Below are 18,507 nucleotides of genomic sequence, written 5' to 3'. Positions count from 1 at the left end.
ACGCTTCCGATTTTTATGTGGTACCGTTATTCGTTTTTAGCAGGAATGTTCGTTCTAACTGGGCTAGCTGGATTCGAACCAACGCATGACGGAGTCAAAGTCCGTTGCCTTACCGCTTGGCTATAGCCCATTAATCAATGCTTGCTGTTGTACGATAGTAGTATAATTCGATTTGTCATTTTTTATACACATTTAAACAAAATTATCGGCAGGAGAAGAAAAGGACTTAGCGAAATATTTTACTATAACGAAAAAGGTGGTGCATACCTATTGTAAAGTCAATTGAACAACTTGCAGAAAATGTATTAAAGGATGCTTTAAGAAGCGGAGCCTCTGATATCCACATCATTCCCCGTGAAAGAGACACACTCATCAAATTCAGGCTTGGGAACCAGCTCCTCCCCCGTTTTACGCTTGAACAAGCGGATTGCGACCGGCTCATTTCACACTTTAAATTCACCGCATCCATGGATATTGGTGAAAAAAGACGGCCGCAGAGCGGTGCTTACACCTATCAATATCTCGACACAAAAATAGGTTTAAGGATTTCCACCCTGCCAGCCTACAAAAATGAAAGTATGGTAATACGATTACTCCCGCAGCAAAATCAAATCCCTTCCTTTCAAATTTCCTTGTTCCCGGAAACATCCAAAAAATTGATCTCATTATTAAAGCATGCGCATGGCCTTATTATTTTCACTGGTCCGACCGGAAGCGGCAAAACCACGACCCTTTATTCAATGCTGTCTGAAACATCGGAAATCGTAAACCGCAATGTTATTGCACTTGAGGATCCCATTGAAAAACCGAGTGAAACGGTGCTGCAGGTCCAAGTGAACGAACGGGCTGGCATTTCCTACTCTGCAGGCTTGAAGGCGATATTGAGGCATGATCCGGACATTATCATGGTTGGAGAAATCAGGGATAAAGAGACTGCTGAAACTGCTGTCCGTGCCGCGCTCACTGGCCATCTTGTATTGACCACGATGCATACCCGGGATGCTAAAGGAGCGATTTACAGGCTGATCGAATTTGGCATCAACTGGCAGGAGATTGAACAGACGCTCATTGCCGTGACGGCCCAAAGACTTGTCGAGCTGACATGCAGATACTGTGATGATGGTTGTTCACCATTTTGTTATTCTTCTGGAAGCGGAAAAAGGGGGAATGTTTTTGAGATTCTTACAGGAAGGGATCTTATAGCTGTACTTAAAGAAGCAAGAGGAGAACCACATTCTTACCACTACAAAACATTAAAAGACGCCATCACAAAAGGAATTGCGCTCGGTTATATCAAGGAATCAGAATACCAAAGGTGGGTGCTCAATGAAGGATAATAAATGGCCAGTTGAGGAACAGGCCCGATTCCTGAAAAGGGCAGGTGAATTATTGGCCCGTGGCTACCCATTAGCAGAAGCGATTGAGTCATTAACATTTTATCTTGAGAAGAAAAGAAAGAATGACATAAAAAATAGTCTTGGTCAATTACGTGAAGGGTATCCACTGTATTTGATACTTGAACAGCTTAAGTTTAATAAGGATTTAGTTAGCTATGTTTATTTTGCAGAGCAGCATGGAGGTCTGGCTCATGCTGTAAAAGAAGGCAGCGAAATGGTGCTTAAAAGGGAAAGTGACCTTCAGCGATTGAAAAAGATTGGTTCCTATCCACTTTTTCTTGTGATGCTGACTGGGGTGTTATTTTTCTTCGTTGACCGGCTCCTGCTCCCAAAATTCACTTCGCTTTTTACCGACATGAACCTCTCCCCTAATTTATTTATGCAGTTTATTTATTCAACCGCCTCCATATTTCCATTTATTCTGTACTCCGTGTTAGCATTAATCATTTTGACCATAGGTTATTACTTATTGGTTTTTAAAAAGCTCTCTCCTATTGAACAAAAAGCAAAGCTTACAAGTGTGCCTCTGGCAGGCAAGCTTTTGAAGCTTTTTTATACCCATTTTTTTTCGGTTCAATTGAGCTATTTATTTTCAGGGGGCCTTTCAGTTTTGGACGCGTTGAAAGTGTTTGAGAACAATCGGCACGAACCATTCTTAATGGAAATAGGAAAGGGGATTATTTACAAGCTTTCCAGGGGGCAGGATTTGGATGCCGCCTTAGATGCATACCCGTTTTTTGAAGACGAATTGGCAAGGATTGTCCGCCATGGCCAAAAAAACGGCAAGTTGGACCAAGAGCTTTATTTTTACAGCAGGCATTGTCTTAATCAGCTGGAAGAAAGGACCGAAAAAACAATGAAAATCATCCAGCCGGTATTATACAGCTTTATTGGACTGCTGATTATATCATTGTACCTTGCGATTTTGCTTCCAATGTTCCAGTTGCTACAAGGAATATAAATTATCTTTAAAAGGAGTATTAAACAAATGAAAAATCAAAAAGGATTTACATTAATTGAAATGATGATTGTATTGTTGGTGATATCTGTTTTATTAATCATAACAGTACCTAATATTTCAAAGCATAGTTCCAATATTAATACGAAGGGCTGCGAAGCCTATATGAAGACAGTAGAGGCTCAGGTTCAGGCTTATAAAATCGATAATAATAAAACCCCAACCTTTGATGAGCTAAAAGCTGACGGATATTTGAAAAGTGCTGAAGGAAAATGCCCTGATGGATCTCTGCTTCAGATTTCGTCAGATGGTGCAGTTACAAAACAATAGGATATGAATAACTCAAAAGGTTTTACATTGGTGGAAATGCTGGTCGTCCTGTCAGCACTTTTCATGCTCAGCTCAACCACAATCTTCATATTCACTCCGCAAGATGCAAATCTTGAAAAGAACCTCTTTTTTGCTCAATTGAAATCAGACTTTCTTTATGCACAGCAGTATGCCATTTCCCATCAAGAGAAAATAGCCGTCCATATTATGCCGGAAAATAATTTTTACTATATTCGGAGTAATGAATATGGTGATGCATATTTGATAAAAAGGCATTACTCGCCTGATATAAAGATAGTGAAAGGGTCGATGAGTTTATATTTTCAATATATGCCAGACGGGAATATCGATGGTTTTGGTTCACTTTATATAAAAATAAGAAACAGGACGTACAAGCTGATGATTTTGATTGGAAAGGGCAGATTCTATGTTACAGAAGAGTGATGGTTACTTTCTTGCGGAAATGATTCTTTCACTGGCTGCCTTTGTCATGGCTGCATCCGTTATTCTCCCATTTGCTCTAATGGTTATCAGCCAAACTGTGCAGCTAAGAGAGGATGCTGCGGCTGCTCATGTGTTATTTGACGAGCTGATGTATATAAAAATTACCGGATCAGAATCGGGCAGGGGGAGTGTTTTAAGGGATGGAGTATTATTCGGTGTAGCTGTCTACAAGGAGGATATCAGTTCATCATGGGAGGTATGTGTGCATTATGCTGGTGAGAATCAAAAAGAGAATGAGAAATGTGCCCTCGTTGAATGACAGGGGCTTCACTTTCATTGAAATGCTCTTGTCATTGCTCACTTTTTTAATGATTGCTTCGGCATTTCCAGTTGGCATGAGAGTGATCCTGGATAATGGACTGATTGAGAGTGGGATACGCAGGATGGAGTGGGAAATCTTCAGCAGCCAGGTTAAAAAGGAAATACGCTCTGCTGACGAAATGACAGTTAACCCAGAGAACATCATGATGAAAATTGATGGAAAGGTAATTCTTTATGAAAAGTATGGCACTAGCATACGGAGAAGAGTAGATTTTCAAGGTCATGAAATCTTATTGCAAAACCTTTCTAGTTTTCGGTTTAAAAGGATAGAGGAGGGATTCGAGATGACCGCTACGGATCTTAAGGGAGTTAAGCATTTTGCAAAGTTTCAAAATTATATCAAAGTAGGAGAGGTTTCGTCATAAATGAAAAAGGCTTCATATACCCATTAACATTGATTTTCCTCATACTATTGTCTTTATTTTTGCTGACGGTCACGGAACAGTATGTGGCAGAGAAGCGATTTTCCAAGGAAACAAAAGTGATTCGGCTGGAAGAGTATTATATGCTTTGTTCAATAAAGCAGGCAGAGTCGATGATGATTGCAGATCGTTTACCGACAACAGGCACAATTAACTTTAAGAATGGTACAGTGATATTTAATAAAACATCGCTTTCGGAAAATATGGAAGAAATAACATTTACATTGAAGCTTAAGAGCGGAGAGAAAGCCATAGGAACAGGCAGATATGACAAGCAATTGGGGAGGATGGTAAAATGGATAGAAAGAAATTGATAGGGGATTTTTAGATGAATGCTATTTACTTAATTGGCTTCATGGGTGCTGGCAAAACTTCAGTATCCAGGAAGCTTGCCGAAGCATTAACCGTTACCCACTTTGACACTGATCTTGAAATTGTGGAAGCTGCTGGAAAATCAATTAATGATATTTTCGCTAGCGACGGTGAAGCTAAATTCCGTGAAATTGAATCGGCTGTATTAAAAACGATGCCACAATATGATGCAGTGATAGCAACCGGTGGAGGCGTAGTATTAGCTGAAGAAAATAGACGTCAAATGAGAAGCAACGGAACCGTTATCTTTTTATATGCGGAAATCGGTGAAATACTTCAACGGTTGGAAGGAGATCACTCAAGACCTTTGCTGCATGAAAATAAGCTAGAAGCAGCGCAATCTTTATACAGCAGCAGGCTGCCACTATACCGCCAGACAGCACATTACGAAATTGATACGACATCAAAGTCCGTTTCGGAAATTGTAAAGGAAATTATTGTTAGTATGAATTGAATAGAGATGGTTATACTTGTTATCGAAAGAAGGCAGGTGTAAACATGAAAACAAATGATTATGTAAAATATATTACCCAGACTTTTGTGAAGTACATCGATCAGCCAAAAGAAGAAAGAAAAAAATGAAACAGGCAAAAAAAGAAGCAGAAGCAACCTTTCTATACAGGTGGTTTGGAATTCTGCCTTTTCTGTTGATGTCCAGTATAAAGAAGAAAAGATAACCCAGTAAAACCCGGCTGAAAGACCAGTCCGGGTTTTGTTTTTGATTAGGAAATTATAAAATTTTTCAGGTGTGGATAACTCAAGCCGGATGTGCTTAATCCAGCTCCAGCGCCTAGCCCCTCGAGTCGCTTGTCTAGTTTCGCCTCCTAGAAACTCCGAAACTTCAACTCCGCCGGCAGAAGCAAAAAACGCTTCTTAGTCGGAGTCTCCAGTTTCTGCGTTTCTGGGCAGTCGGCTATACATTTCGATTTCGGTTCGCTCAGGTGAAGTCAAAGAACGACTTCACTGGTCGGCCCTTCGACGGACACGATGTCCTAGTGCCGACGTTGCCACAGGACGTGGCGGTTTTAGTCGGACAGCACTTGTCGGGGCTGACCAAGGCGCTTGCGCTTTTTGTTCTTTCTATCTTTAATGTCCAAATTAGAGCATTCTGTTAGATTGCTTTTTCAGTCAAATAAAACAAGCCGCCATTTACAATCGAAATATTTATTTTGGGTTCATACTGCTCCTGTAACGCCATTTTTTCAGTTTCAAAGCTTTCAGATATTTCTTCACTATCTTCATAGAAGTGATGCAATAAATCTAAATCTTTTTTCCACCGTGTCCTGGCTTCCTCTGCCCAAGAATGATCTTCTTGCTCAATCCTCCCGTTTAAGAAAGTTTGGATACGGTTCAAGCCGCTTTTCGGCTTAATCAGCGGAGACAAAGTATAGGCATAATCCGGAATTTTCGACTTCATCGGCAGTCTTAACAGCTTGTCATGAAAATCCTCAACCATCCTCCCATTGATTAGCTGAAGCCCAATTGATTGAAATAGATCCCGCTTCCTGTCGCATTGGTAGGATATTTTCATATTTAAACCAATCCACGGAATTAACGGTGTTTGCACTCCAAAATTTAAGTTGTTACTTTCATATAGCCGGATAAATCCTGCGAGATTTTTTGTTGAATCAAAAATTTGATGCAAACGCGGAGATCCGAAGTGGATCACCTCGCCTTTTACATTGTCCGGTGCTTGCTGCCTGTTTGTAATGAAGGTCAGCTTCATTGGGTTTGGGACGCCGCCAGTCTTCTCAAGATAATGCCAGTAAAAAGGGCGGTTCATTAACTCCTTGTCCAGCTCAATTGTCAGCTGGACTGTCATATAGCCTGAATTGTTTTCATGTATTTCGCAATTATTGGCCGTAAAGTATCTCTCAAGAAAATTATGGATTTCCTGTTGCTGCACGCTGGTTACCCTCCTTCATTTCCTCAGCGAACTGGATCATGGACGTAAGGTTTTCCATCTTAATCCGCATCTCGCCTTCTGAGGAAGATCTGCCAAAAATATCAACCAAATGATCTTCAATATTGCCAAATTCTAATTTTGTCAGGATATCATCTAACTCACCGATCACTTTTTCAAATAGATGTATTTTTTCGTATAAAAGCTTAAGGACGTGCTCTTCCACAGTATCTTTGGTCGCGAAATTATAAATTCTCACATCTTTCTCTTGTCCAAGACGATGGATTCTGCCTATCCTTTGTTCCAGTCTCATTGGATTCCATGGAAGGTCAAAATTGATGATGTGGCTGCAGAATTGCAGGTTGATCCCTTCCCCTCCAGCTTCAGTAGCTATTAAGACCTGGACATTTTTCTGGAATAGCTCTCTCATCCAATCTTTCTTACCTCTTTTGAAACCTCCGCGAAATGGAACGGAAGTGATGCCGTTTTGCTTAAGAAACCATTGAAGGTAGAGCTGTGTCGCTCTGTATTCGGTAAATATGATAACCTTGTCATCTATTTTTTGGATCAATTCCAATGCTTTTGCAGCTTTTGAATTCTTCGTTACGGCTTCGACTTTCTTGATAAGTCCCGCAATAATTTCCTGGAAAGCGATTGATGGGTTTTCCTGCCTTTGAAGCATATTTTTCAAAGTATAAAAAACAGCTTCCCTGCTGCTGCACGCTTCCCGCTGCAATGTCATCAATGAGAACTGGCTGGAAGCGAGTCCGCCTTCTGAGTCTCGCAAACCTAGAATAGAATCGTACAAATCTCGTTCTTCCTTTGAAAACTCAATCGCAATTGTTTCTACATGCCGCTTTGTCCACTCGATTCCTGTATCGGCGCGACGGTTGCGAATCATGACTTTATTTACTAGTTCCCTGAGGTGCTCATCATCATTAACAGACCTGGAGTCTTTCTTGTATTTATCAAAAAAAGCAGTTTCGCTTCCTAAATGACCTGGCTTTAGCAAGGATACGAGATTGAAGATTTCTTCAATCCTGTTCTGGATTGGAGTGGCTGTCAAAAGCAGGCAAAATCTTTTCTTTAGGTTTTGAACAAATTCATAGTTTTTTGTTTTGTTATTTTTTAACTTATGAGCTTCATCTATGATGATGAGATCATAATTTAAATTATTAATGATTTCGCAGTGAGGTGCCCGCTTTGCTGTATCGATGGAGGAAACGACAACATCACATTGTTCCCACACATAACTTTTTCGCTGAGCAATTGCAGGAATGTGGAATTTAGTGTTCAGTTCCATCGCCCATTGTGAAACGAGAGAGGCGGGAACAAGGATCAAGACTTTCTTAACAAGACCCCGAATCATATATTCTTTCAAAATAAGGCCAGCCTCAATGGTTTTGCCCAGGCCTACTTCATCCGCAAGAATCGCCTTGCCATTCATATTTTCGACAACCTGCCTGGCGACCTCAAGCTGGTGAGGCAAAGGGGTCAATTCAGGTAAATGAACTGGGGCCTGCAAACCCTCAAATTCTGGAATAATGGTATGTTTTTCTATTTCTATGGCAAGCTTAAAAAGCTCCCAGTTTCCCCATGGACCATCGTTCTCGATTCGATCAACCATTTCGTCCTGCCAGGAGGAATCAAAGTTAATTTGAACGGTCATTTTCGCACCTCTTTTTAAATATAAATGTATTGCCGAACCCGGCTGTCTAATGGTAGGATGAAGTTAGCTTTTGAATGTTTTGAAATTTGTCACTTTATAGTTTTAAAATCAGTTTGCAGCTATGTGTAATATGGTTTAGCATGCCCATTTTGGAAAATTATATAAATGCGGATGATGACAAGGGGAGAGACTACTGCCGTAGCGCCGAAGGAGCAAGCAATTCTTTGTGAATCTCTCAGGCAAAAGAACTCTTGTTTGACGCATCTCTGGAGAGCGCTTTTATATGTGGAAGCCACCAAAGGGGAAAGCCTTTACAGGTAAACTTTCAGGTGAAAGGACAGGGACCTACTCGAATTCAGAGGGGGTGCTCTGTCCTTTTTTGGTATGCCTCTGGATTTTTCCAGCGGGGCATGTATTGCATGGCTGTTTGCTGAATTGTCAGGCACAGGACAAAGGGGGATACATAAATGACTGAATTAAAAAGAACACCGCTTTTTGATGTGTACAAGGAATATGGCGGAAAGACGATTGACTTTGGAGGCTGGGAGCTACCTGTCCAGTTTTCAAGCATTAAGGAAGAGCATGAAGCTGTAAGGACAAGAGCAGGCTTATTCGATGTTTCCCATATGGGTGAAATTGAAGTGAAAGGTCCCGGAAGCCTTGCCTATTTGCAAAAAATGATGACAAATGATGTTTCAAAACTTAAAAATGGCGGTGCTCAATATACAGCAATGTGCTATGAAAATGGCGGCACTGTCGACGATTTGCTAGTTTATAAGATGGAAGATGACCATTACCTTTTAGTTGTCAATGCATCGAACATTGAAAAGGATTTCGAATGGCTTAAAGACCATCTCGGTGCTGACGTCGAGATTGATAACCTTTCAGAAGGAATGGCACAGCTGGCTCTTCAGGGACCAGCAGCCGAAAATGTTCTTCAAAAACTTGCCAATGAACATGATCTTAGCCAAATTGGCTTTTTCAAGTTCAGCGAGGAAGTAGATTTAAATGGCAAGAAAGCACTTGTTTCAAGAACAGGATATACAGGTGAAGATGGTTTCGAAATTTACTGTAAAGCTGAAGATGTCATCAGCATCTGGAAGGATATTCTTGAAACAGGAAAATGTGCTGGCGTAATCCCTTGTGGATTGGGAGCTAGAGATACACTTCGTTTTGAAGCTAATCTTGCTTTATATGGTCAGGAGCTGACGCATGAAATCAGTCCGCTTGAAGCAGGAATCGGCTTTGCTGTTAAATTGAATAAAGAAGAAAATTTCATCGGCAAAGAAGCGCTTAAGCAGCAGAAAGAAAACGGCCTGCCGCGAAAGCTGGTCGGAATTGAAATGATTGACAGAGGTATACCTCGCCACGGATATCCAGTATACAAAGGTGATGTCCAAATTGGTGAGGTTACTACCGGTACTCAATCTCCTACCCTCAAGAAAAATATTGGTCTTGCATTAATCGATACCAAAGAAACAGAGTTAGGAAATGAAGTGGAAGTTGAAATACGCGGCAAGCGTATAAAAGCTGCTGTTTCAGCGACACCTTTTTATAAAAGAGATAAAAAGTAAAAAGCCGGAGAGGGGAAAGAAAATATGAAGCATCGCTATTTACCGCTGACTGAAAGTGATAAAAACGCAATGTTAGAAAGCATTGGCATTTCATCAATTGATGAATTATTCAGCGATATTCCTGAAAAAGTCCGTTTTGCCGGGGAATACAATATTAAACCAGCCAAGCCTGAAACAGCTTTGATGAAAGAATTGGCGCAAATGGCTGCCAAAAATGCTGATTTGAAAATGAATTCTTCTTTTATCGGTGCAGGTGTATATGACCATTACATCCCTGTAATCGTCGATCATGTTTTATCACGTTCGGAATTCTATACTGCCTACACACCTTATCAGCCAGAAATTTCTCAGGGTGAGCTTCAGGCCATCTTTGAATTTCAGACGATGATCTGTGAATTGACTGGCATGGAAGTGGCCAACTCGTCCATGTACGACGGCGGCACGGCATTAGCAGAAGCGGCTATGCTTAGCGCGGGCCATACGAAGCGTAAGAAAATATTAATTTCTAGCGCCGTCCATCCGGAATATAAGGACGTTGTTAAGGCTTATGCAAAAGGGCAATACATCGACGTCGAAGAAATTCCTTACAAGGATGGCGTGACCGATCTTGATGCTTTAGGTAATATGGCCAATGAAGATACTGCGGCGGTCATTGTGCAGTATCCGAACTTCTTTGGACGCATTGAACCAATGAAGAATATTGAGGAAATTACTCACAATAATAAATCGTTGTTCGTGGTATCGAGCAATCCGCTGGCACTGGGTGCATTGACGCCTCCTGGAAAATTTGGTGCTGATATCGTTGCGGGAGATGCTCAGCCGTTCGGCATTCCAACAGCATTCGGAGGCCCTCACTGCGGATATTTTGCCGTAACTGGCAAGCTTGTAAGAAAGGTTCCAGGAAGACTGGTCGGCCAAACGAAGGATGACCAGGGACGACGCGGATTCGTATTGACACTGCAGGCGAGAGAACAGCATATCCGCCGTGATAAGGCGACTTCCAATATTTGCTCTAACCAGGCATTGAATGCCCTTGCTGCGTCAGTTGCCATGACTGCGCTTGGCAAAAAAGGCGTTCGTGAAATGGCAGTATCTAATATTCAAAAGGCTCATTATGCGAAGACAGCATTTAAAGAAAATGGTTTTGAAATCGCATTTGAGGGCCCATCCTTCAATGAATTCGTTGTTAAGCTGAATAAGCCAGTTAAGGAGATCAACCAGCAGCTGCTGACGAAAGGAATCATCGGCGGATATGACCTGGGACGGGATTATCCGGAATTAGCTCAGCATATGCTTGTTGCAGTCACTGAACTGAGAACTAAAGAAGAAATAGATGCGTTTGTAAAAGAAATGGGGGATATCAATGCATAAGGAAGATCAGCCACTCATTTTTGAATTAAGCACACCTGGCCGTGTCGGCTTCAGCCTGCCGGAAATGGATGTTCCGGAAGCAGATTTATCAGAGCTTTTGCCAGAAGGATTCCTGCGTGAAGAGGAGCCTGAACTTCCGGAAGCATCAGAGCTTGATATCATGCGCCATTATACAGCACTTTCAAAGCGTAATCACGGTGTGGATTCCGGATTCTATCCATTGGGATCTTGCACGATGAAATATAATCCAAAAATGAATGAAAACGTTGCTCGTTTCAATGGATTTGCACACTTGCATCCACTGCAGGATGAAAGTTCAGTCCAGGGTGCTCTTGAGCTGATGTATGACCTTCAGGAGCATCTGATTGAGATCACGGGAATGGACGAAGTAACTCTTCAGCCGGCTGCTGGTGCACATGGCGAATGGACAGGATTAATGATGATCCGTGCTTATCATGAGGCAAATGGCGATGACAAGCGTACTAAGGTAATTGTTCCCGACTCTGCTCACGGAACGAATCCTGCTTCAGCAACAGTGGCAGGATTTGAGACAATCACTGTAAAATCTGATGAAAATGGCTTAGTTGATTTAGAGGACCTAAGAAAGGTTGTCGGTGAGGATACGGCTGCATTAATGCTCACGAACCCAAACACGCTTGGCCTTTTTGAAGAAAATATCCTTGAAATGGCTGAGATTGTCCACAGTGCTGGCGGAAAGCTTTATTATGATGGAGCGAACCTGAACGCTGTAATGTCAAAAGCACGTCCTGGCGACATGGGCTTCGACGTGGTTCACTTGAATCTTCATAAGACATTCACTGGCCCTCATGGCGGCGGCGGACCTGGATCTGGCCCTGTCGGCGTAAAGGCTGACTTAATTCCATTCCTGCCAAAGCCAATCATCACGAAGCAGGATGGACAATATAAATTTGATTATGACCGTCCACAGTCAATCGGCAGGGTCAAGCCATACTACGGCAACTTTGGCATCAATGTCCGTGCCTACACATATATCCGTACAATGGGTCCTGATGGCTTGAAGGCTGTAACAGAATATGCAGTATTAAATGCAAACTATATGATGAGAAGACTTGCTGAGTATTATGATCTTCCATTCAACAGGCACTGCAAGCATGAATTCGTCCTTAGCGGAAAGCGCCAGAAAAAGCTTGGCGTCCGCACGCTTGATATCGCAAAACGCCTGCTGGATTTCGGCTACCATCCGCCAACAATTTACTTCCCATTAAATGTGGAAGAGGCGATCATGATCGAGCCAACAGAAACAGAATCGAAAGAAACTCTGGATGCCTTCATTGATGCGATGATCCAGATTGCCAAGGAAGCAGAGGAAAATCCAGAAATCGTTCAGGAAGCACCTTACTCTACAGTTGTAGGCCGCCTCGATGAAACGACGGCTGCAAGGAAGCCAATTTTACGTTATCAAAAAGCATAAGATACTGAAGCCCTGCCGAGGAAGGCAGGGCTTTTTTATACTGTTGCAGTCTTATTTAGTGCTAAAGTGGATGCCGTTAGAGAAGATGTATCGAAGCGATCGGATTCTTTAACCAAAGTGGAGATTAAAAGAGAAAAGAGGGAAAGTAGTGACCCTTCAATGAAAAAAAGCTAAACCCCTCTGCCAAAAAACAGAGGGGTGATTTTATGGGTGTATAGCTTATTACGCTTTGACTTTGCCGCCCCATTTTTTGAAGCCGCCTTCCAAATGATACAGATCCTTGTAGCCTTTTTTGTAAAGCATCTGTGCAGCACGGCCGCTTCGGGATCCGCTCTGGCAATAAAGATATACGGGCTTGTCCGGCCTGATTTCTTTCAAGCGAGTCCTCATTTGGGTTAGAGGGATATTTCTTGCTCCAAGAATATGTCCGCCAGAAAATTCATTTGGTTCACGGACATCGATTAGTTGAGCTTTGCGATAACCGCTTTTGAATTCTTCCTCAGACAAAGTCTTCACGATTTTCTTCTGGTAAAAATACATGAAAACAGAGTAAAGGACTACCGCAACTGTGAGGACGATTAAAAAAATAAGTGTATCCAAAACATATTTCTCCTTTCAAGCTTAGCTGAGCCACTTACAATTATATAAGCCATCCGACCTGAGAGCAAAGGAAATTAGCAATTTTCTTAAAGGGATTTTAAAAACAAGCTGCTTTGCATTTGAAAATTAATTTGATAGACTTAAAAAATCTTAACCGCAAATATTAGAAAATGGGGTAATGGCATGGAAAAAGAAGTTTGGAGATTTATTGATTCTGGTGACAATTCACCGTCTTTTAATATGGCTCTTGATGAGGCGCTGCTGGATTGGCATGGTTCTGGAAAAATTCCTCCTGTCATCCGTTTTTACGGATGGAACCCAGCATCGTTGTCTGTAGGTTATTTTCAAAACATCGAAAAAGAGATCGATATGGAAGCAGTGAAGCAGCACGGACTTGGATTCGTGCGCAGGCCTACAGGCGGCAGGGGGGTGCTGCATGAGCATGAACTTACATACAGTGTAATCGTTACAGAAGAACACCCTGAAATGCCTAAGACAGTGACTGAAGCCTATCGGGTTATTTCTGAAGGCATTTTACAAGGCTTTCAAAAGCTTGGATTGGAGGCTTATTTTGCCGTGCCCAAGACATCTGCTGAAAAGGATGCTTTAAAGAACCCCCGTTCAGCGGTTTGCTTTGATGCACCGAGCTGGTATGAACTTGTTGTCGAGGGACGTAAGGTTGCAGGAAGTGCTCAGACTAGGCAGAAGGGGGTTATCCTTCAACATGGATCTATCTTGCTTGATCTTGATGAGGATAAGCTATTCAGTCTATTTAAATATCCGAATGACCGGGTAAAAGAGAGAATGCAAAAGGCCTTCAAGACGAAAGCGGTGGCAATCAACGAGATCAGCAGCCGGACAATTTCCATCGACGAGGCCAAGGAAGCGTTCAAGGCAGGATTTGAAGATGGACTTGGAATTCATTTGGAGCCTTACACATTGAGTGAATCAGAATTAGAATACGTTAACAAACTCGCTAAAGATAAATATGAATCAGATGAGTGGAATTTTAAAAGATAAAAAAAAGCGGAAATCCGCTTTTTTTATTTTAACCAGTATTTTCAAGGGATTGATTTCTGCTCCAAAAGTGCAACCCTCGAAATTTGTTGTTTTATATCATTTAATGGTTGATATCTATCTTTCTCTCTTTTTCTCTCGCTTTCTTGATAGATTTCGTTTTTGACAAAATTAATTTCTTTTGAACCAAACACCATATATAGTATTGTCGAAAATTTAAAATACACTATATATTGATTTTTGAGGTTTCGATATGATAACGTAAGGGTAATTCAAGAAAGCAACTAGAATTACATACTTCTAGTAAAACAATACAGATATGATTTAAAACCTTAGAAGGAGTTGTAGAAATGTCTGTTACCATTGGACAAAAAATGAGCCTGAATGTTGAGAGTTTGAACAAGGATATTGGTTTATTCCAACAGGTTCATCCCATCACACCTGATATGAAATTAACCCACAAAGGCGTATCCCGACTTGTCATGCTGGACCGCTATACTTTTAAAGATACTGAAAAAATAACTCTATCAAACGGAGATTTCGTTGTCCTCACCATCAAGGAGGATCCGAAATTCCCCGCCAGAGGACTTGGATTCATACTAGATATTGATTGGGAAAGCAAAACTGCAAAGGTACTGGTCGATGAAGAATTCCGGGGCGTGCTGGATGATCCCGAAGAAGTATCTACAGGGGTAATCAAACGTTCATTGGATGTCATTGAAAAGCCGCTGGAAGTCTTTTACGAGCAAATCGCAAAGCGTAATGCGACAGGGCTTGCAGCTGTTGAAAAAACAGAAGAGAAGCGTCAGGAATGGTTCGAAAAGTTCTATCAGGAGCTTGTGTCAATGAACTTCATCCCAGCAGGGCGAGTTCTATACGGAGCAGGCGCAGATACGGATGTTACCTACTTCAACTGTTACGTAATGCCTTTTGTAAAAGATTCACGCGAAGGTATCTCAGAACATCGCAAACAGGTTATGGAAATCATGAGCCGCGGCGGCGGAGTTGGAACGAACGGTTCAACGCTAAGACCTCGAAATACACTTGCAAAGGGTGTTAATGGAAAATCATCCGGATCGGTTTCCTGGCTGGATGATATTGCGAAGCTGACACATCTTGTTGAGCAGGGTGGGTCAAGACGTGGTAAAGCAGCATAACGTGCCTCGTCTATAATAAACCTCGTGAATTGCTGGGAAATCTTTAATGATGTGGAATAACATCTACTTGACTTGCTGGCTACAACGTAACTGGAAACGGTAAGCGTGAATGCTCGAAAACAGCAAGTGGATAAAGACAATCAGCAGCCAAGCTCCTTAAATGGAGAAGGTTCAACGACCATCGAAAACACGCTAGTGAGCGGAAGTGAGTAGAGTAGGAATCAAGTGATTCCGAAGTGCGAGGACACTCAATTATGAGTGTAAGATATGGTCTGAACTCTGGGGCGACCTGGAGAGTTGAATTAACGATTCAACGCAACATACTGGCACAAATGATCATGCTTAGTGATTGGCATCCTGACATTGTAGAATTCATCATATCAAAAATGCAAAATCCTAGAATCCTTCGCTTCCTGATTGAAAACACGCAGGATGAATCAATCAAAAAACAAGCGAAAGAGAAATTGAAATTCACTCCACTTACATTGCAAGAAGAAGCAATGTATCAGGGAATAGTAAATTATAAAAATATTCCTGGTTATGGCGGCTTCAGCGCTGATATTGTCAAAGCTGCTGAGGAAAAACTTGAAACAGGCGGAACTTATACAGTTCATAACTCCGAATTCCTGACAGGTGCGAATATCTCAGTAACGTTGACTAAAGATTTTATGGATGCAGTTGAAAACGATGCGGAATATGAACTTCGTTTCCCTGATGTTGAAAGCTATGATCCTGAGACAATGAAGATTTATAATGAAGAATGGCATAAAGTAGGCGATGTACGCGAGTGGGAAAAGCTAGGCTATAAGGTACGCACCTACAGAAAAATTAAAGCTAAAGAATTATGGAATTTAATTAATATCTGTGCAACATACTCAGCAGAACCAGGCATTTTCTTCATCGACAATGCCAATGATATGACGAATGCACAGGCTTACGGACAAAAGGTTGTAGCGACCAACCCGTGTGGTAGAGCAGCTTAGTTTGCCTCACGTTAAAAATTGCGGAATAAAGCGGGAACCCTGAGATGGGAATCCGAACCGAAGGCCAGGGTTAAAAGCCTGGTCAGGGGCAACGCATAGATGGTGAACCTGCTTCGCAGAATATAATCCATCCACGAGGCCGCAACATTACATTACTTGAAATTCGAATCGTAAATTGGAGAGAGTTTATATGAATAGAGGCTATGCTGGCTATTATAAAGGATTTTTCTTGAGGAGCTCCTATGAATATGCATACGCCCTGTATCTTGATTATCATAAGATTCGCTGGAAATATGAAACTAAATCCTATGATATTGGATATAAAACATATAAGCCGGATTTTTTTATCTTTGATGAAAGTGGATCTTTGCTCGAAATTATTGAGATGAAATCAAGAAATATTGATGCAAAGAAAAACGCCAGACAAGCTTTAGAAAAGATTAATACCCTATTTGGAATTAAGTGTGAATTAGTTTCTTATGAAGAACTTTTGAAGATTTATAAGGTGATGCCTTTCTCACTTAATTCAGTTATAACTCAATGGATAAATTCTGAAAATACTACTATAAACAAATCACTCTCAGGTAAATTAAATGGGCACTACAACCTTAAACATACACCCATCGCAAAGAAAAAAATTGGTGAGCATACCAAGAGACTTTGGAATACTAACAACGAAGTAAAAGGAAGAATGTTAGAAGGTCTCAGAAAATCAGGTCTTACTCAGTAAGGTAAAATTAAAACGCCAAGAGTAAGACGACAATGCTTAATTTGCAATTTTGAGTTTGAGGTGTTGGTTACTTCTAATCAGAAGTTTTGCGGTAAAGTATGTGCAGGTAAAAATGCTATTGGATTTGCTACCAAAGAGTATGTTAATAATAGAAAAGTTATCCATGAGGAAATCAAACAGTTTGTCATTAAATGGTCAATAACTCATTCAGATATTGTTCTTAGTACACCACTTAATAAGGTTAGTACTACCATTCATGAAATGACGACTGAAATTGAAAGATTATATGGGGTTAAGGATTTAAGGGTGATTTCTAAAGCTGTTTTTGGTAAAGATCAAGGAAGAAAAGAACTTCTCTTGTTTATGAAGAAGGTATGTAATGAAAAGATATGCTGAACTAACGGGAAAAAACAACCGTTAGAACTAGAGGATAAAAAGCCTTTAGGATAACAACTGGAACAGCCTCTCGCACCAAATAGTGTCTGTAACCTCGCTGCAGTAAACCTAGCAGAAATGGCAGACAAGGATACAAAGACTGTTAACTTCGAAAAATTAAAACGCACAGTAGAAGTAGGTGTCCGCATGCAGGATAATGTTATCGATGCGACTCCATACTTCCTTGAGGATAATAAGAGACAGGCATTAGGTGAACGTCGAGTAGGACTAGGTGTTATGGGTCTTCACGATCTCCTGATCTACTGTGAAACTGAATACGGCTCCGAACAAGGAAACAAACTGGTTGATGAAGTTTTCGAAACGATTGCTACATCTGCATACCGTGCGTCTGTAGAACTTGCAAACGAAAAAGGAAGCTTCCCATTCCTGCAGGGCGGAACTGCAGAAGAAACAAATAGACTTCGCACTGCGTTTTCAAACACTGGCTTCATGAAAAAGATGCCGGAGGATATTCGCAATTCTATTCTTGAAAACGGAATTCGTAACTCTCACTTGCTGACTGTTGCTCCAACGGGATCAACTGGAACAATGGTTGGCGTATCTACAGGACTTGAACCATACTTCTCATTCTCGTATTTCCGAAGCGGCCGTCTTGGCAAGTTCATTGAAGTGAAGGCGGATATCGTACAGGAATACCTTGACCGCAATCCGGATGCTGATCCTGAGAACCTGCCTAACTGGTTCGTGTCTGCTATGGAATTGGCTCCTGAGGCACACGCTGATGTACAATGTGTCATCCAGCGCTGGATCGACAGCTCGATCAGTAAAACGGTCAATGCTCCAAAAGGCTACAGTGTTGAGCAGGTCGAAAAGGTATACGAACGCTTGTATAAAGGCGGAGCAAAAGGCGGAACTGTTTATGTTGATGGCTCACGCGATTCCCAGGTTCTGACGCTAAAAGCGGAAGAGAACACTATGGAAGAGCAAATCGATAAAAAGGAAAAGCAAAAACAGCATGTTGTATTAGTCGACACAATCCATGAACTGCGTTCTACCAACGTTACGATCGGTTCTGAAGTCGGCAATACTTGCCCAGTCTGCCGCAAAGGCGAAGTAAAAGAAATCGGCGGCTGCAACACTTGTACAAATTGTAATGCACAGTTGAAGTGCGGATTATAAAAAACAAGAATGTACCACGGCCCAGTGCCGTGGTATTTTTATGCTCTTTTTTGATAACTCAATCCTACTGATTGAAAAATATTTCCCCGGTCCAAATACCTATATATAAGAACATAAAACGTAAAACTATCAAAATTTTAAGAATACTTTTATAATAGAAACGATTATATA

The 18,507-nt window shown here is 41.4% G+C and carries 17 protein-coding genes, 1 tRNA gene, 4 pseudogenes and 1 riboswitch; of the genes and pseudogenes, 18 read left to right on the top strand and 4 right to left on the bottom strand.

What is annotated here, in order from left to right:
* Window positions 1-58: 58 nt before the first annotated feature.
* A tRNA-Gln gene (locus tag AABM38_RS16510) sits at window positions 59-130 on the bottom strand.
* A 133-nt stretch (window positions 131-263) separates the two neighbouring features.
* Here AABM38_RS16510 and comGA point away from each other — a divergent pair.
* The 9 genes and pseudogenes from comGA (at window position 264) to AABM38_RS16465 (ending at window position 4,981) form a co-directional block, all read left to right on the top strand.
* Window positions 264-1,337, top strand: a complete 1,074-nt coding sequence (gene comGA / locus AABM38_RS16505) for a competence type IV pilus ATPase ComGA (protein WP_423410773.1) — start codon at window positions 264-266, stop codon at window positions 1,335-1,337.
* Window positions 1,327-2,358 (top strand): competence type IV pilus assembly protein ComGB, encoded by a 1,032-nt coding sequence (gene comGB / locus AABM38_RS16500; protein WP_423407386.1) that lies wholly within the window; start codon window positions 1,327-1,329, stop codon window positions 2,356-2,358. The genes comGA and comGB overlap by 11 nt, the downstream gene beginning before the upstream one ends.
* Before the next feature lie 27 nt (window positions 2,359-2,385).
* On the top strand, window positions 2,386-2,685 hold the full coding sequence (comGC, locus tag AABM38_RS16495) for a competence type IV pilus major pilin ComGC (protein WP_423407385.1): 300 nt from the start codon (window positions 2,386-2,388) through the stop codon (window positions 2,683-2,685).
* A gap of 30 nt (window positions 2,686-2,715) precedes the next feature.
* Window positions 2,716-3,129, top strand: coding sequence for a competence type IV pilus minor pilin ComGD (gene comGD / locus AABM38_RS16490; RefSeq protein ID WP_423410772.1), 414 nt, complete (start codon window positions 2,716-2,718; stop codon window positions 3,127-3,129).
* Window positions 3,113-3,448 carry a hypothetical protein gene (locus AABM38_RS16485; RefSeq protein ID WP_423407384.1) on the top strand — a complete coding sequence of 112 codons (336 nt, stop codon included), beginning with the start codon at window positions 3,113-3,115 and terminating at the stop codon, window positions 3,446-3,448. Before comGD ends, AABM38_RS16485 begins: the two co-directional genes overlap by 17 nt.
* Entirely contained in the window at window positions 3,399-3,875 is a 477-nt protein-coding gene (gene comGF, locus AABM38_RS16480; protein ID WP_423407383.1) for a competence type IV pilus minor pilin ComGF, read from the top strand. Before AABM38_RS16485 ends, comGF begins: the two co-directional genes overlap by 50 nt.
* A 140-nt stretch (window positions 3,876-4,015) precedes the next feature.
* Window positions 4,016-4,246, top strand: a complete 231-nt coding sequence (gene comGG, locus AABM38_RS16475) for a competence type IV pilus minor pilin ComGG (RefSeq protein ID WP_423407382.1) — start codon at window positions 4,016-4,018, stop codon at window positions 4,244-4,246.
* Window positions 4,247-4,260: 14 nt separating this feature from the next.
* Complete coding sequence (locus AABM38_RS16470) at window positions 4,261-4,758, top strand: shikimate kinase (protein WP_423407381.1); 498 nt, start codon at window positions 4,261-4,263, stop codon at window positions 4,756-4,758.
* A 44-nt stretch (window positions 4,759-4,802) separates the two neighbouring features.
* Window positions 4,803-4,981 (top strand): annotated as a pseudogene (locus tag AABM38_RS16465) (YqzE family protein).
* Between the two features lie 434 nt (window positions 4,982-5,415).
* Here AABM38_RS16465 and AABM38_RS16460 read toward each other — a convergent pair.
* On the bottom strand, window positions 5,416-6,210 hold the full coding sequence (locus AABM38_RS16460) for a YqhG family protein (protein ID WP_423407380.1): 795 nt from the start codon (window positions 6,208-6,210) through the stop codon (window positions 5,416-5,418).
* Window positions 6,188-7,876 carry a DEAD/DEAH box helicase gene (locus tag AABM38_RS16455; RefSeq protein WP_423407379.1) on the bottom strand — a complete coding sequence of 563 codons (1,689 nt, stop codon included), beginning with the start codon at window positions 7,874-7,876 and terminating at the stop codon, window positions 6,188-6,190. The genes AABM38_RS16460 and AABM38_RS16455 overlap by 23 nt, the downstream gene beginning before the upstream one ends.
* Window positions 7,877-8,047: 171 nt before the next feature.
* Window positions 8,048-8,137, top strand: a riboswitch (glycine riboswitch).
* A 206-nt stretch (window positions 8,138-8,343) separates the two neighbouring features.
* On the opposite strand from AABM38_RS16455, the gene gcvT reads away from it, so the two are divergent.
* The 3 genes from gcvT to gcvPB are packed head-to-tail and all read left to right on the top strand — an operon-like array spanning window position 8,344 to window position 12,274.
* Window positions 8,344-9,450 (top strand): glycine cleavage system aminomethyltransferase GcvT, encoded by a 1,107-nt coding sequence (gene gcvT, locus AABM38_RS16450; RefSeq protein ID WP_423407378.1) that lies wholly within the window; start codon window positions 8,344-8,346, stop codon window positions 9,448-9,450.
* A 24-nt stretch (window positions 9,451-9,474) separates the two neighbouring features.
* Complete coding sequence (gcvPA, locus tag AABM38_RS16445) at window positions 9,475-10,821, top strand: aminomethyl-transferring glycine dehydrogenase subunit GcvPA (RefSeq protein WP_423407377.1); 1,347 nt, start codon at window positions 9,475-9,477, stop codon at window positions 10,819-10,821.
* Window positions 10,814-12,274, top strand: a complete 1,461-nt coding sequence (gene gcvPB / locus AABM38_RS16440) for an aminomethyl-transferring glycine dehydrogenase subunit GcvPB (RefSeq protein WP_423407376.1) — start codon at window positions 10,814-10,816, stop codon at window positions 12,272-12,274. Before gcvPA ends, gcvPB begins: the two co-directional genes overlap by 8 nt.
* A 222-nt stretch (window positions 12,275-12,496) precedes the next feature.
* Here gcvPB and AABM38_RS16435 read toward each other — a convergent pair whose 3' ends face one another.
* The gene (locus AABM38_RS16435; protein WP_423410771.1) at window positions 12,497-12,814 is read right to left on the bottom strand and encodes a rhodanese-like domain-containing protein; all 318 of its coding nucleotides are present in this window, start codon (window positions 12,812-12,814) and stop codon (window positions 12,497-12,499) included.
* A 243-nt stretch (window positions 12,815-13,057) separates the two neighbouring features.
* Between AABM38_RS16435 and AABM38_RS16430 the strand changes: the two genes are divergently transcribed.
* The 6 genes and pseudogenes from AABM38_RS16430 to AABM38_RS16405 form a co-directional block, all read left to right on the top strand.
* Window positions 13,058-13,894: a lipoate--protein ligase family protein gene (locus tag AABM38_RS16430; RefSeq protein WP_423407375.1), complete on the top strand. Its 837-nt coding sequence runs from the start codon at window positions 13,058-13,060 to the stop codon at window positions 13,892-13,894.
* A 347-nt stretch (window positions 13,895-14,241) separates the two neighbouring features.
* Window positions 14,242-15,036: pseudogene (locus AABM38_RS16425) on the top strand (ribonucleotide reductase N-terminal alpha domain-containing protein); the annotation flags it as partial.
* A 284-nt stretch (window positions 15,037-15,320) separates the two neighbouring features.
* Window positions 15,321-16,019: pseudogene (locus tag AABM38_RS16420) on the top strand (ribonucleotide-diphosphate reductase subunit alpha); the annotation flags it as partial.
* A 202-nt stretch (window positions 16,020-16,221) separates the two neighbouring features.
* On the top strand, window positions 16,222-16,761 hold the full coding sequence (locus AABM38_RS16415) for a hypothetical protein (RefSeq protein ID WP_423407374.1): 540 nt from the start codon (window positions 16,222-16,224) through the stop codon (window positions 16,759-16,761).
* 63 nt (window positions 16,762-16,824) lie between these two features.
* Window positions 16,825-17,157: a hypothetical protein gene (locus tag AABM38_RS16410; RefSeq protein WP_423407373.1), complete on the top strand. Its 333-nt coding sequence runs from the start codon at window positions 16,825-16,827 to the stop codon at window positions 17,155-17,157.
* Between the two features lie 60 nt (window positions 17,158-17,217).
* A pseudogene (locus AABM38_RS16405) lies at window positions 17,218-18,336 on the top strand (ribonucleotide-diphosphate reductase subunit alpha); the annotation flags it as partial.
* Between the last annotated feature and the right edge of the window lie 171 nt (window positions 18,337-18,507).

Origin of the sequence: Heyndrickxia sp. MSNUG (assembly GCF_049532715.1) — a bacterium.
In the GTDB taxonomy this organism is placed as follows: Bacteria; Bacillota; Bacilli; order Bacillales; family Cytobacillaceae; genus Mesobacillus.
Note: the sequence above shows the minus strand (reverse complement) of the source record. Positions and strands in the feature narration are given on the sequence as shown.

Bases quoted from the DNA above. Each gene is read 5' to 3' on its own strand.
- comGB (WP_423407386.1), top strand. From the start codon at position 1,327: ATGAAGGATAATAAATGGCCAGTTGAGGAACAGGCCCGATTCCTGAAA.
- comGC (WP_423407385.1), top strand. From the start codon at position 2,386: ATGAAAAATCAAAAAGGATTTACATTAATTGAAATGATGATTGTATTG.
- AABM38_RS16485 (WP_423407384.1), top strand. From the start codon at position 3,113: ATGTTACAGAAGAGTGATGGTTACTTTCTTGCGGAAATGATTCTTTCA.
- comGF (WP_423407383.1), top strand. From the start codon at position 3,399: ATGCTGGTGAGAATCAAAAAGAGAATGAGAAATGTGCCCTCGTTGAAT.
- comGG (WP_423407382.1), top strand. From the start codon at position 4,016: ATGCTTTGTTCAATAAAGCAGGCAGAGTCGATGATGATTGCAGATCGT.
- AABM38_RS16470 (WP_423407381.1), top strand. From the start codon at position 4,261: ATGAATGCTATTTACTTAATTGGCTTCATGGGTGCTGGCAAAACTTCA.
- AABM38_RS16455 (WP_423407379.1), bottom strand. From the start codon at position 7,876: ATGACCGTTCAAATTAACTTTGATTCCTCCTGGCAGGACGAAATGGTT.
- gcvT (WP_423407378.1), top strand. From the start codon at position 8,344: ATGACTGAATTAAAAAGAACACCGCTTTTTGATGTGTACAAGGAATAT.
- gcvPA (WP_423407377.1), top strand. From the start codon at position 9,475: ATGAAGCATCGCTATTTACCGCTGACTGAAAGTGATAAAAACGCAATG.
- gcvPB (WP_423407376.1), top strand. From the start codon at position 10,814: ATGCATAAGGAAGATCAGCCACTCATTTTTGAATTAAGCACACCTGGC.
- AABM38_RS16435 (WP_423410771.1), bottom strand. From the start codon at position 12,814: ATGTATTTTTACCAGAAGAAAATCGTGAAGACTTTGTCTGAGGAAGAA.
- AABM38_RS16430 (WP_423407375.1), top strand. From the start codon at position 13,058: ATGGAAAAAGAAGTTTGGAGATTTATTGATTCTGGTGACAATTCACCG.
- AABM38_RS16415 (WP_423407374.1), top strand. From the start codon at position 16,222: ATGAATAGAGGCTATGCTGGCTATTATAAAGGATTTTTCTTGAGGAGC.